The organism is Streptomyces sp. NPDC002054 (assembly GCF_040296685.1).
Classification (GTDB): domain Bacteria; phylum Actinomycetota; class Actinomycetes; order Streptomycetales; family Streptomycetaceae; genus Streptomyces.
Map to the genome: position 1 here is coordinate 1 of NZ_JBEOXT010000020.1, position 13,649 is coordinate 13,649.

At 70.1% G+C, this 13,649-nt stretch carries 11 protein-coding genes and 1 pseudogene; 10 read left to right on the forward strand and 2 right to left on the reverse strand.

Annotation, left to right across the window (positions count from 1 at the left end; genetic code table 11):
- The 10 genes and pseudogenes from ABT123_RS20155 to ABT123_RS20200 form a co-directional block, all read left to right on the forward strand.
- Nucleotides 1-115: pseudogene (locus tag ABT123_RS20155) on the forward strand (uroporphyrinogen-III synthase); the annotation flags it as partial.
- Nucleotides 116-183: 68 nt separating this feature from the next.
- A complete protein-coding gene (locus ABT123_RS20160; protein WP_351316235.1) occupies nucleotides 184-549 on the forward strand; it encodes a hypothetical protein in 366 nt (121 codons plus the stop codon).
- A 110-nt stretch (nucleotides 550-659) separates the two neighbouring features.
- Nucleotides 660-1,991, forward strand: coding sequence for an ABC transporter substrate-binding protein (locus ABT123_RS20165; RefSeq protein WP_351316238.1), 1,332 nt, complete (start codon nucleotides 660-662; stop codon nucleotides 1,989-1,991).
- Between the two features lie 68 nt (nucleotides 1,992-2,059).
- On the forward strand, nucleotides 2,060-2,881 hold the full coding sequence (locus ABT123_RS20170; RefSeq protein ID WP_351316542.1) for a carbohydrate ABC transporter permease: 822 nt from the start codon (nucleotides 2,060-2,062) through the stop codon (nucleotides 2,879-2,881).
- Nucleotides 2,882-2,889: 8 nt separating this feature from the next.
- Entirely contained in the window at nucleotides 2,890-3,705 is an 816-nt protein-coding gene (locus tag ABT123_RS20175) for a carbohydrate ABC transporter permease (RefSeq protein ID WP_351316241.1), read from the forward strand.
- Nucleotides 3,706-3,739: 34 nt separating this feature from the next.
- Complete coding sequence (locus ABT123_RS20180; protein WP_351316244.1) at nucleotides 3,740-6,760, forward strand: alpha-mannosidase; 3,021 nt, start codon at nucleotides 3,740-3,742, stop codon at nucleotides 6,758-6,760.
- 78 nt (nucleotides 6,761-6,838) lie between these two features.
- Nucleotides 6,839-7,504, forward strand: coding sequence for a hypothetical protein (locus tag ABT123_RS20185; protein WP_351316247.1), 666 nt, complete (start codon nucleotides 6,839-6,841; stop codon nucleotides 7,502-7,504).
- Entirely contained in the window at nucleotides 7,501-8,943 is a 1,443-nt protein-coding gene (locus tag ABT123_RS20190; RefSeq protein ID WP_351316250.1) for an outer membrane protein assembly factor BamB family protein, read from the forward strand. The genes ABT123_RS20185 and ABT123_RS20190 overlap by 4 nt, the downstream gene beginning before the upstream one ends.
- A 126-nt stretch (nucleotides 8,944-9,069) precedes the next feature.
- Nucleotides 9,070-11,103 carry an FAD-dependent oxidoreductase gene (locus tag ABT123_RS20195; protein ID WP_351316253.1) on the forward strand — a complete coding sequence of 678 codons (2,034 nt, stop codon included), beginning with the start codon at nucleotides 9,070-9,072 and terminating at the stop codon, nucleotides 11,101-11,103.
- A 43-nt stretch (nucleotides 11,104-11,146) separates the two neighbouring features.
- The gene (locus ABT123_RS20200; RefSeq protein ID WP_351316256.1) at nucleotides 11,147-11,560 is read left to right on the forward strand and encodes a PaaI family thioesterase; all 414 of its coding nucleotides are present in this window, start codon (nucleotides 11,147-11,149) and stop codon (nucleotides 11,558-11,560) included.
- Nucleotides 11,561-11,576: 16 nt separating this feature from the next.
- Here the strand turns inward: ABT123_RS20200 and ABT123_RS20205 are convergent, their stop codons facing one another.
- On the reverse strand, nucleotides 11,577-12,773 hold the full coding sequence (locus tag ABT123_RS20205; RefSeq protein ID WP_351316259.1) for a cytochrome P450: 1,197 nt from the start codon (nucleotides 12,771-12,773) through the stop codon (nucleotides 11,577-11,579).
- The gene (locus ABT123_RS20210) at nucleotides 12,763-13,479 is read right to left on the reverse strand and encodes a cyclodityrosine synthase (protein ID WP_351316262.1); all 717 of its coding nucleotides are present in this window, start codon (nucleotides 13,477-13,479) and stop codon (nucleotides 12,763-12,765) included. The genes ABT123_RS20205 and ABT123_RS20210 overlap by 11 nt, the downstream gene beginning before the upstream one ends.
- Between the last annotated feature and the right edge of the window lie 170 nt (nucleotides 13,480-13,649).

The following is a 13,649-nucleotide window of genomic DNA, read 5'->3' on the forward strand; positions in this document are numbered from 1 at the left end:
ACTCATCGGCTGCGCACCGGACATGGTCGTGGCCACCACCGCCATCGGGTTCCGCGGCTGGATCGAGGCGGCCGACGGGTGGGGGATCGGCGAGGCTTTGGAGGACGGCATCCGGCCCCTTCCGTTTGCCAAGGTCGACCTGTCCGGTGAGGTGCCGGGCTGATCGACCGGAGGGATGAGGACGTGGCTGCGCGCAAGGGGTGCCTGATCGGCGCTGGGGTGGCACTGGTGGTGGGGATCGGACTGATCGCCGCAGTGGTCTTCGGGTTCAGCAAGGTCCTCGACGCCGCCGACAAGACCATGGTCGACCCCTCCGTCTACGAGGCGGTGCAGGTCGGCCGGCCCGAGGCCGAGGTCCGCGGCAAACTCCCGTCCGGGGAGACCTTCCTGAAGTCGGCGCTCAAGGAAGGCGGCCCGGCCCAGCCCGAGGGCACCCAGTGCTCCTGGTTCATGTCCAGCGCCGACAGCAAGGTAGGCGAGGAGACCGTGTTCCGCTTCTGCTACCGGAACGGCACGCTTGCCGAGAAGGTCCAGTACCGGATGCAGTAGCGCAATCCCAGCCACCGCCACCCGGGCCTCGTTGACGGGGTCCCGGGTTCTGGCGACCGTGGGCGCAGCTCTCCGGCGGAGTCGCCGGGGACCACCGGGAGGCGACACCGATGACGCGTTCGCAGGTGATCCGCACGACCCTCGCCGCGGGGACGGCCGGCCTGCTGGCCGCCCTCTCCGCATGCGGGGTCGGCGGCCCGGCAGCGGTGCAGGAGGCGGAGCGCACCGGCAAGGTGGCCGGTGAGATCACCTTCCGCACCCTTCAGCTCAAGCCCGCCTTCACGGGCTACGTCCAGGGCGTCATCGACGCCTTCGAGCAGAAGTACCCCCAGGTCAAGGTCAGATGGGAGGACGTGCCGGGCGACGGCTACAACGAGAAGCTGGTCGCCGACGCCCAGGCAGGCGCCCTCCCGGACGTGGTCAACCTCTCCACCGACTCCTTCCAGCTGCTCGGCGACCGCGGCATGCTCGCCGACGTCGCCCGGCTGGACGGCGCCCTCGCCCGGGACTACGTACCGGGCGCCTGGGAGCAGTTCCGGCTTCCCGGCAAGGGCGCGGGCGTGTACGCCTACCCCTGGTACGTGACCCCCGAGATCCTCACGTACAACAAGGACCTGTTCCGCAAGGCCGGCCTGGATGCCGGCAAACCGCCCACCAGCGTCGACGAGTTCTTCGACTACGCCGAGCAGATCGCCCGGGAATCCGGCGGACGCTTCTCCGCCTTCATGGCCGACCCCAAGGGCCGGCTGCCCGGGGACTGGCAGAAGATGGGCATCCCGATCCTGAACGAGCGGCAGGACGCCTTCACCTTCGACACCGACCGGGCCGTCGCCTGGGTCGAACGGATGAAGAAGCTGTACGCGATGGGGGCCATGCCCAAGGAGTCGCTGACGAAGGCGGACGACGTCAACCAGCTCTACGGCAGCGGCAAGATCGTCTTCGGGCCGGGCTCCCCGGGCTTCGTCAAGGACATCAAGCGGAACGCCCCGCAGGTCTACGACCGGACCCAGGTCGCCGGAGCCGTCACCGGCACCCTCGGCCACATCGGGATCTACGCCCAGTGCCTCGGCATCCGCAAGGACACCAAGCATCTGGACGCGGCCACCGAGTTCGCCAAATGGGTCACCAACGGCCCCAACCAGGTGGCGTTCTCGAAGCAGGCCACCATCTACCCGTCCAATGCCGCGGGCCTGGCCGACCCGTACTTCGCCGACCGGGGCGACGGCACGGACGCCGAGACCCTGGCCCGCGCGATCGGCGCGGAACAGCTCAAGACCGCGGCCCTGGACGCCAATACCCCCGTCCAGTGGACCAACCAGGTCGGCGACGCAGTGGTCCGCGAGATGCAGAAGGCCGTCAAGGGGGAGCAGGACGCGAAGACGGCGGTCCGCAAGGCCCAGGAGGCGGCCAACCGGCTCCTGGCCGACGCGGCGAAGCGGTGATCCGGCGCATCCGGCGGGTTTCGCGTGTCCGGTGGGCGCCCTACCTGTTCCTCGCCCCCGGCCTGGTGATGGTGGTGCTGTTCTCGCTGTGGCCGTTCGTCAACACCGTCATCCTGTCCTTCACCGACGCCCGGATCCTGCGGGGCGGCCACTTCGTCGGCTTCGACAACTACGCCCGGGCCTTCGACGACCCGGACTTCTGGACCGCGACCGGCAACAGCGTCCTGTACCTGGCTGTCGTCGTACCGGCCCTGGTGCTGCTGCCGCTGGCCCTCGCCGTCCTCGTCCAGGCGAAGGTCCCCGGCATCGGGTTCTTCCGTTCCGCCTTCTACACCCCGGTCATCGCCTCCGCCGTGGTCGTCGGCCTGATCTGGCAGTGGGTGCTGCGCAGCGACGGGCTGGTGAACACGGTCTTCCGGAAGCTCGACCTGATCTCCGAGCCGGTCCCGTTCCTGACCGACAGCACCATGCTGCTGGTCTCCGCCATGCTGGTGACCGTATGGAAGGGCCTGGGCTACTACATGGTCTTCTACCTGGCCGCCCTCGGGAACGTGCCCGCCTCCCTGCACGAGGCCGCCGCCCTCGACGGCGCCGGCCCGGTCCGCCGTTTCTTCAGCATCACCGTGCCCCAGGTGAAGCCGATGATGCTGCTGGTGGGCACCCTCTCGGCGATCTCCGCCCTCCGGGTGTTCACCGAGATCTACATCCTCGGCGGCGAGCAGGGCGGCCCCGGCGGCGGCGCCCGCACCCTGCCCTTCCTCATCCGGCAGGTGGGCCTCGGCTTCGCCGGGGAGACCGGCTACGCCGCCGCCATCTCCCTCCTGCTGTTCCTCCTGACCCTGGTCTTCAGCCTGCTGGGCCACCGTCTCTCGAAGGGAGACGAGGAGTGAGGCGAGGAATGGGGCGGATCGGGTTGGCCGGCCGGTACCTGACCCTGCTGCTGGTGCTCGTGGTCATGCTCGGCCCGATCGCCTGGCAGTTCCTGACCTCCCTCCGGGGCCGCACCGAGAACGTGTACGACGGGGTGCTGCCCGCCGAGCCCACCCTCGACAACTACGTCCGGGTCGCCGAGTCCTTCCCGCTGCTCCAGTACGCCGGCAATACGCTCATCGTCGCGGCGCTCGCCGTCACCTCGAACCTGCTGTTCGCGGCCATGGGCGGCTACGCCCTCTCCCGGACCGGGTGGAAGGGCCGCAAGGCGGTGTTCACCGTCCTGGTCGCCACCCTGATGTTCCCCTTCGAATCGGTGATGATCTCGATGTTCCTCACCGTCCGAGGGATGGGCCTGGTCGACACCCTCATCGGGGTCTGGCTGCCCGGAGCGGTCTCCGTCCTCAACATCATGATCATGCGGGCGGCCTTCCTCGCCGTCCCCCAGGAGCTTGAGGAAGCGGCCCTGCTGGACGGGGCCGGCGAGTGGACCCGCTTCACCCGGGTGTTCCTCCCGGCGGCCAAGGGCTCGCTGGCCGTCGTCTGCATCACCAGCTTCATGGGCGCCTGGGACGACTTCCTCTGGCCGCTGCTGGTCCTCACCGACAGCGACCACTACACCCTCCAGCTGGGCCTGAAGACCCTGGCCGGCGCCACCACCGTCAACGACCAGCGGCTCATCGCGGCCGGCGCCATGGCCGCGCTGCTGCCAATGATGCTCCTTTTCTTCGTCCTCCAGCGTTTCTTCTTCAAGGGCGTCGGCGAAGGCGCCGTCAAACTCTGACCTCCACATCCGACCTCCACGGGGAGCAGCCGTCATGCACGACGACCACCGCATCACCGAACACCGCCTCCGCCGTGTCCTGGCAGAACGCATCAGGCCCGCCGTCCGCTCCCGCGCGGTCCCCCTCGCCGTCGAGCGCTGGGACGCTCCCGGCGAGCCGGTGTCCGTGGCCGAGGGGCTGGCCGCCCCCTACCGGCCCTGTGCGGCCGGCGAGATGTGGGGTCCGGCCTGGGGCACCAGCTGGTTCCGGCTCACCGGCACCGTCCCGGCCGAATGGGCCGGCCGGACCGTCGAGGCCGTCCTCGACCTCGGCTTCGACCGGATGATGCCCGGCTTCCAGTGCGAGGGCCTGGTCCACCGCGCCGACGGCAGCGAGATCAAGGCCCTGAACCCGTACAACGACTGGGTGCGGGTGGCCGACGCCGCCGAGGGCGGCGAGGGCATCGAGTGGTACCTGGAGGCCGCCGCCAACCCCGTCCTGGTCGACCACTCCGCCACCTACGAAGGCGACCGGGGGACCTGCGGGGACCAGCCCCTCTACCGGCTCGCCCGGATGGACCTCACCGTCTTGGAGACCGAGGTCTGGGAACTCGTCCAGGACCTCGACGTCCTCTACGAGCTGATGATGCAGCTCACCGGCACCGACGCCCGCCGGTACGAGATCCTGCGCGCCCTGGACCGGGCGCTGGACGCCGTCGACCTGGACGACGTACCGGGCACGGCGGCAGCCGCCCGGGACCGGCTGGCCGGGGTGCTGGCCGCCCCGGCGGGCGCCTCCGCGCACCGGATCAGCGCGGTCGGCCACGCGCACATCGACTCGGCCTGGCTGTGGCCGCTGCGCGAGACCGTCCGCAAGGTGTCGCGGACCACCTCCAACATGGTGAACCTGATGGACGCACACCCCGAGTTCGTCTTCGCGATGTCCCAGGCGCAGCAGCTCGACTGGATGAAGCAGCACCGGCCCGAACTCTTCGAGCGGATCAAGAAGAAGATCGCCGACGGGCAGTTCGTGCCGGTCGGCGGCATGTGGGTGGAGTCCGACACCAATATGGTCGGCGGTGAGGCGATGGTCCGTCAGTTCCTGTACGGCAAGAAGTTCTTCATGGACGAGTTCGGCATCGAGCCCCGCGAGGTCTGGCTCCCCGACTCCTTCGGCTACACCGCCGCGCTGCCGCAGATCGTCAAACTCGCCGGCTCCAGCTGTTTCCTCACCCAGAAGATCTCCTGGTCCCAGGTCAACACCTTCCCGCACCACACCTTCTGGTGGGAGGGCATCGACGGCACCCGGGTCTTCACCCACTTCCCGCCCGTCGACACCTACAACTCCGACCTCGGCCCCGGCCAGCTGGCGCACGCTGCCCGCAACTACCGTGAGAAGGGCCGCGGTTCACGTTCCCTCGCACCCTTCGGCTGGGGTGACGGCGGGGGCGGCCCCACCCGCGAGCACCTGGCCCGGGCCCGGCGGCAGCGCAACCTGGAAGGCTCCCCGCGGGTGGAGATCGAGCGGCCCGACGCCTTCTTCGCGAAGGCGCACGCCGAGTACCCGGACGCCCCGGTCTGGGCCGGCGAGCTGTACCTGGAACTGCACCGCGGCACCTACACCTCGCAGGCCAAGACCAAGCAGGGCAACCGGCGCAGTGAGTCCCTGCTGCGCGAGGCGGAGCTGTGGTCGGCCACCGCGGCCGTCCGGGTGCCCGGCTTCCCGTATCCGTACCAGGACCTGGAACGGATCTGGAAGACGGTCCTCCTCCACCAGTTCCACGACATCCTGCCCGGATCCTCCATCGCCTGGGTGCACCGCGAGGCCCGGGAGACCTATGCGCGGGTGCAGGCCGAGCTGGCGGAGGTCATCGCCACCGCGCAGACCGCGCTGGCCGGCGAGGGCACCACCGAGCTGGTCTTCAACGGTGCGCCGCACCCGCGCCGCGGCATCCCGGCGGGCGGCGCGGCCGTACCGGAGGCGGCTGCCACCCCGGTGACGGTGGCGGCCCGGGACGGCGGCGGCCACGTCCTCGACAACGGGCAGCTGCGGATCGAGATCGACGCCCGCGGCCTGCTCATCTCCGCCTACGACCTCGAAGCGGCGCGCGAGACCCTCGCCCCCGGCGGGGCGGCCAACCTCCTCCAGCTCCACCCCGACTTCCCGAACATGTGGGACGCCTGGGACGTCGACGCCTTCTACCGGAACCGGGTCACCGACCTGGTGGCCCTCGACAGCCTGGAGCTGACCGGGGCCGGCCCCGAGGCGGCCACGGTCACCGCGGTCCGCGGCTTCGGCGACGGCTCGACGGTCGTCCAGTCCATCACCCTCCGGGCCGGCGCCAGGACGGTCGACTTCACCACCGAGGTCGACTGGCACGAGACGGAGAAGTTCCTCAAGGCGGCATTCCCGCTGGACGTGAAGGCCGAACGCACCGCCTCCGAAACCCAGTTCGGGCACGTCTACCGGCCCACCCACACCAACACCTCGTGGGAGGCCGCCAAGTTCGAGATCTGCGCACACCGCTGGATCCACGCGGAGGAGCCCGGCTGGGGGGTCGCCCTGGTCAACGACTCCACGTACGGCCACGACGTGACCCGCGACATCCGGCCGGACGGCGGCCAGACCACCACGGTCCGGCTGTCCCTGCTGCGCGCCCCCCGCTACCCGGACCCGGAGACCGACCAGGGCCGCCACACCCTCCGCTACTCCCTCGTCCCCGGCGCCACGGTCGGCGACGCGGTCCGCGAGGGCCACTGGATCAACCTGCCCGAACGCACCGTGCCGGGCACCGGCCCGGTCGCCCCGCTGCTGGCGGTGGACAATCCGGCGGTGGTGGTCGAGGCGGTGAAACTGGCCGAGGACCGCAGCGGCGACGTGATCGTCCGCCTCTACGAGTCCCTGGGCGGCCGGGCCCGGGCGGTACTCACCCCGTCCTTCCCGGTCACCACCGCCACCGAGTCGGACCTCCTGGAACGCCCCCTGACCCCCACCCCCCTCGAGCTGACCCTCCGCCCCTTCCAGATCCTCACCCTCCGCCTCGGTGTCGGCGTCTGTTCAACTACCGCCGTTTGATGCACAGTTGACCTTCCTATGGAGACCTCGGGGGATGCACCACAGGGAACGGTCCGGCGATCCCGGATCCGCGAGATCATGCGGCGGCCGGCGGCCAGACGACTCCTGGAAGGAGTCGTTCTGGCCGTCGTCGTGACGGTCATCGGCGTGCTCGTGGGCTGGGTCCCCAACCCCTGGGCGGCCAAGCCCAAGGTGGGATTCGTGGTCCGGGACGCCGACGCGGTGACCGTGGTCATCGCGTCGACCGACCCGATGACCGGCAAGCTCTCCGAGTTGAAGACACCGTCGGCAGCCATCGCCGTTTCGGTGAAGAACAACGGTGAGCTGCCCGCCATCGTCTCCGAGGCCCGGATCACCTTCAAGGAGGTGCGCGAGCTGGCGCCCTGCAAGGCGGTGGGCGGCAATCTGGAGATCACCGGGAACTACACGTACCGGCTGCCGCCCACCGTCACCCCCGGCACGAAGGCCGTCGTCCCGGTGCGTTTCGAGGTCGAGCCCCGGCGGGGGGACCGGCTCGCCATCGCCCTGGGGTCGGACCGGATGGGGCGGCTCCTCCGGGTGTCCGTCGAGCTCAGGGAGGCGGATTCGGGCCGGTTCCTGCCGGTGAAGGGTGAGTTCACCCTGCTCGATCCGCCCGATTGGGAAGACCTCTACTTCTGTCGGCGGCCCGCCCTGGTGGAGTTCGCGGCAGGCCACCGGGGCAAGGCGGACGCACTGTCGCCCGTCCTGCGGGGGCTCACATGAGAGAACCGCCCAGCCGGCGACGCATCCTTCTGGCGGGCCTGGCCGCGCTGGGCGGGCTCGGGGTCTGGCGCGTCTGGCAGGGCACTGCCGACGGTGGAGACGACCTGAAGGTTCTCGAGCCGGTCGACACCCCGAGCCCGACCCGGCCGGCCACCGCAGTCCCGAAGGCGACCGGCTGGCCGGTGATCCGCCCCGAGGGGTCGACGGTGCCCTTGCACCACTCGATCCTGCTGTACTGCATGGACCGCGATGGAATCCTTCGCGCCATCGACGACCGCACCGGCGCGGAGCGGTGGCGACGGGTCGTCAGGGCCCCCGGCGCGCCCACGCTCCCGCCGGAGGAACAGAAGCCGATCGGGGACGAGGAGGAACCGGTCCTGGCGCTGGACCGGATCGTGGTCAGATCGGGCGAGGCCGTCGGAGTGGACACCGCCACGGGCAAGGAGGAGTGGCGTCGCACGTATCCCCCGGGAAGGTTCTACAGTGACGGCCGCCGTGTCGTGTTCCTGGAGGCCTTCGAGGATTCGGAGGACCTCTCCGACCTCCACGGTGTGGACCCGGACACCGGGGAACCCACGTGGCGGGTCGGCGGCCGGGACTTCCGCGAGGTCCTCGTCCACCGGGGGACGGTGATCACGGCCGAGAAGGGCTGGAAGGAGGTCGCCGGTATCGATGCCCTGACCGGCAAGGAGCGATGGCGTCACGATGTCGTCAGCGGGGAGGTCCACGGCAAGCCGGTGATGGCCCTGGAGGACTCGGTCATCATCTTCGACTGGCGCCTCGAAGACGATGTGGAGCCCGGGGACGGGTTCACAGTGGCAGTGTTCCGCATCCGCGCGGACACGGGGGAGAAGGTCTGGGGCCGCACCTTCCCGCTGGCTGCCCAGGGCGCCCCGGTGCTCTCCGGGAGCAGCCTGCATCTGGTTTCCGAGAACCAGCTGGTCACCATTGACACGGCGGACGGGCGTACCCTCTGGACCCGCCCCCACCGCCTGGACACGAAGGTTCTGGACCTGGGCGCGTCGCGGGAGACGCTGCTCCTCAGGCTCTCGGTCATGGACCCGCCCGGCGTGAACTCGACCACCAGCCCGGACGCGGCTCCGCGGTCCGGGTTCCTCGCGGTGGACGCGCGCACCGGCAAACGGGAGGTCACGTTCGAAGTACCCGCGTACCAGCCCGTGCTCCTGACCGTGGACGGGGAGTCGGCGGCCTTCGCGGACCACACGGATCCGGCTCGTTCCATGCTGTACGTCGTGGACATCCGGCGCGGCACCTTCCTCTGGAGCCGGGAACTGGACGGAAAGGGATACGGGCTCCGTGCCCAGGCCTTGCAGGAGGTTGTGTTCGACGGAGCCGTGCTCCGACGGCACGGCTCCGATCGCCTCGACGTATTCGACCGCCGTACCGGCGAACCCCTGCGCGGGCGCCCGGTGCCCTGATCGCACCCCTCCACCCGCCCCTTCCGCCGCGCGTGAACTGCGACACAGGGTTATGCACCTAGTTGCATAAGCGGGGGGTGCTCCCTTACAACGGGGTCATCACATTCGCGCGAGGAGGCGCCCCCCATGAGCCCGCAGAGCCCCCAGAGCCAGTACCCCCACCTGCTGAGCCCCCTGGACCTCGGCTTCACCACCCTGCCGAACCGCGTGATCATGGGGTCGATGCACACCGGCCTGGAGGAGCACGCGGGCGGCTTCGAGCGGCTTGCCGCCTTCTATGCCGAGCGGGCCCGCGGCGGCGCCGGCCTCATCGTCACCGGCGGCATCGCCCCCAACGACGCCGGGCGCCCCTTCGAGGGCGGCTCCCGCCTCACCACCGAGGAGGAGGCCGCCGAGCACCGCGTCATCACGGACGCCGTGCACGCCGAGGGCGGGAAGATCGCGATGCAGATCCTCCACTTCGGCCGGTACGCCTATCACAAGGACCTGGTCGCCCCGACCGCCCTGCAGGCCCCCATCAGCCCGTTCGTCCCGAACGAGCTCAGCGACGACGAGGTCGAGCAGGCCGTCGAGGACTTCGTCCGCGCCGCCCGCCTCGCCCGCACCGCCGGCTACGACGGCGTCGAGATCATGGGCTCCGAGGGCTACCTGATCAACGAGTTCATCGCCGCCGCCACCAACCGGCGCACCGACCGCTGGGGCGGCTCGTACGAGAACCGGGTCCGCTTCCCGCTCGAGATCGTCCGGCGCACCCGCCAGGCGCTCGGCCCCGAGTTCATCCTGATCTACCGGCTCTCCATGCTGGACCTCATCCCCGGCGGCTCCACCTTCGACGAGGTGGTCCACCTCGCCAAGGAGATCGAGGCGGCCGGCGCCACCATCATCAACACCGGCATCGGCTGGCACGAGGCCCGCATCCCCACCATCGCCACCTCCGTCCCGCGCGGCGCCTACACCTGGGTCACGAAGAAGCTGATGGGCGCGGTGAGCGTCCCACTGGTCACCAGCAACCGCATCAACACCCCCGAAGTCGCCGAGCAGCTGCTCGCCGAAGGCCGGGCCGACCTGGTCTCCCTGGCTCGCCCCTTCCTGGCGGATGCCGACTTTGTCAACAAGGCCAAGGCCGGCGCCGCCGACACCATCAACACCTGCATCGGCTGCAACCAGGCCTGCCTGGACCACACCTTCAGCGGCAAGATCACCAGCTGCCTGGTCAACCCGCGGGCCTGCCATGAGACCGAACTCGTCCTGCTGCCGACCCAGCGGAAGAAGCGGATCGCGATCGTCGGCGCCGGACCGGCCGGCCTGTCCTGTGCCGTGTCCGCCGCCGAACGCGGCCACACCGTCACCCTCTTCGAGGCCTCGGACCGGATCGGCGGCCAGCTCGACATTGCCCGCCGCATCCCCGGCAAGGAGGAGTTCGCGGAGACCATCCGCTACTTCGGCAACCGGCTGACCGCCCTCGGCATCGAGGTCCGGCTGAACACCCGCGCCGACGTCGCCGCCCTCGACGGCTACGACGAGGTGGTCGTCGCCACCGGCGTCACCCCGCGCATCCCCGCCATCGAGGGGATCGACCACCCGTCCGTCGTCAGCTACCTCGACGTACTGCGCGACGGTGCCCCGGTCGGCGGGCGGGTGGCCATCCTCGGGGCCGGCGGCATCGGCTTCGACGTGGCCGAATACCTCACCGACAGCGGCGAGGGCGCCGCCCAGGACCCCGAAGTGTACTTCCGCCACTGGGGCGTGGACACCTCGTACGCCGGACCGGGCGGCCTCACCGCGCCCGAACGCCCCGCGACCCCGCGCACCGTCCACCTGCTCCAGCGCAAGACCACCAAGGTCGGCGCCGGACTCGGCACCACCACCGGCTGGATCCACCGCGCGGAGATCAAGCACCGCGGGGTCACCACCGTGGCCGGCGCCGGCTACGACCGGATCGACGACCAGGGCCTGCACATCACCGTGGACGGGACTCCGCAGCTGGTCCCCGCCGACACTGTGGTCCTGTGCACCGGCCAGGAACCGCGCCGCGACCTGTACGAGGCACTCCGCGCGGCCGGCGTCGAGGCGCACCTGATCGGCGGCGCGGACGTGGCTGCCGAACTGGACGCCAAGCGGGCCATCAAGCAGGGCACGGAGCTGGCGGCCGGCTTCTGACGCGGTGTTGTGGCGGCCCGGCCCGGGCCGCCACAATCGGCGGGTGACCCTCGCTCCGGCAGACGCCGACAAGATCCTCGCCGACCACTTCGCCCCCTGGGTGCTGGACCTCGGCCTGACCGTTCAGGAGACCGGCCCCCGGCACGCTGTACTCCGGCTGCCCTGGTCCGACCGGCTCGCCCGGGACGGCGGCGGGCTGTCCGGGCAGGCCATGATGGCCGCCGCCGACACCGCGACGGTCGTCGCGATCTCGGCGGCGCGCGGCGGGTACGGGCCGATGACCACCGTGCAGCAGTCGACCAGCTTCCAGCGCCCGGTCGTCGGCGCCGATCTGCTGATCGACGTACGCATCACCAAGCTGGGCAAGCGGATGGCCTTCGCGGACATCACCATGACCGCGGACGGCGCCGAGGAGCCGGCCGCGAAGGCCTCCACCGTCTACGCCCTGCTGGGCTGACGGATCACCGCACCGGTCACCACATCACCGGGAGACGCTCCGGAATCCGCTTCATGAAGCGGGTCCGCCACACCAGCTGGTCCACCGGCACCGCGAGCCGCAGCTCCGGCATCCGGTCGAGCAGCGTCTCCAGCGCGATCTCGGCGTGCTTCTTGCCGAGCGCGGTGGCCGGGCAGTAGTGCCCGCCGCCGCCGAAGGACAGGTGCGCCGCGTTGTTGGGGCGCGCCAGGTCCACCTTGTGCGGGTTCTCGAACACCTCCGGGTCGAAGTTGGCGCCCTCGACCAGGACCAGCACCAGCTCGCCCTGCTTCACCAGGACATCGCCGAGCTGCAGGTCCTCCGTGGCCAGCCGCGGCAGTCCGTCGGCGATCGACAGGTTGATCCGCAGCAGCTCGTCCACGGCCGCCGGTATCTTCGACCGGTCCGCCAGCAGTTCGGCCTGCAGCTCCGGGTGCTGCATCAGGGCGAACACCGCCATGGTCAGGAAGCCCATGGTGGAGATCACGCCGGCGCCGAAGAAGGTGACGCCGACCGTCGCGAGCATCTCGTCGGTCAGGTGCGCGTACTCCGGGTCCTCGCGCAGCGCGGCGAGCTCGGCCATCAGCCCCGTGGTGGCCGGATCGTCCAGCCGCTCCACCATGTAGGCCATGTCCCGGTCCCAGTTGAGCTTGGCGCCGGTGATCGGGCAGGCGGAGTTCATGAACGCGATGTCCAGGCTGGCCGCCAGCTTCGGCGCGTCCTCGAAGGGGATGCCGAGGACCCGGCAGTGCAGGGCCTCCGAGTACGGGTTGGTGAACGCTGCCCGCAGATCGGCCGGCGCGCCCGTGGCGACGATGCCGTCGACGAGCTCGGCGGCGTGCGCCTGCATCCACTCCAGCAGCCCCTCGGATTTGGGGTTGATGGCCTTCAGCACCGCCTTGCGCAGGCCCGCCCCGGTGATGTTGCCCATGTTGTTGACGACCTCGGGCGGGATCGTCAGCGCGTACTGCCGCGGCACCCCGGGTGCCGAGGTGTCCTTCAGGCTGAACCTCGGATCGTCCAGCACCTGCTTGCACAGGGGATGGGAGGACACCAGCCAGGCCTCGTCGCCCGCGATCGTACGGACCTTCTTGACCGGTTCGGAGCGCAGGGCCTCGACCTCCGCGGGAAGCCGGTCGCCGCGCCAGTCGAACGGAAAGTCGATCAGCGTCTCGGGCAGCGTCTCAACGGACATCGGGTGCTCCTTCGGTGGGCGTGATGATGGCGTGGCCCTGGTTGCGGGAGGCGCGCAGCCCCGCACCTCGGGAGTAGAGCAGCTCGGCCATCGGCAGGAGCTGGTGGTAGCAGTTGAGTGAGGACGGGACCCCGAAGATGGCCGGGGTGTCCAGGAAGAGCGGTGCCTCGGCGCAGATGTACTTCAGACAGACCTCGCGCTGCCGTTGCGTACTGGGCGTCCCGTCCGACTTGGTGGACAGGAAGTACGTCGCGAGTCCCTCGCAGACCTCGCGGAACTCCGGGTCGGAGTCGAGGAGTTGCAGGATCCGGGCATGGATCTCCCGGTACGCCGCGTTCTCGGTGAACTCGGACAGCGTCCTGGCCCGGATCCGGCCGTCGCCCGGATCGAGGGCGGTCGCGGCATTGTTGACCTTGGCGCGGACGCCGCGCAGGTTCTTGACCGCCTTGCGCTGGGCGTCGACCGCGTCGTACCCGAAGGCCTCGTACATCTCGGCTACGTGGAGGTCGGTGTAGAGGATGTCGACCTCGCGGAAGTTTTCGGCCCCCCAGCGGCCGAGGTCCAGCACGCGCTGGGCCGAAAAGTAGCTGTTCCCGGGGGAGATGCCGATCAGGGCGTGATCGCCCTGATCGTGGATGACCTGGCAGTGAAGGGTGTAGGGCTGGACTCTGAAGAGTTCCGTTGCCGTGGCTGTCGCTGTGGTCAACGTCGTCAACTGGAGAATGTCCTCCGCGTCGCGAGTCCCGATGGAGCCTCGTGCTCCTGGTGTGGCGACGACGCCGTGAAGTTAACGACCGGATACGGAGCGTGTCAACGCCGTCTCGTGAGAAGTGACTTGGCTGCTGTGGCCATGTTCCCGAGATGCGGTCCAACGAG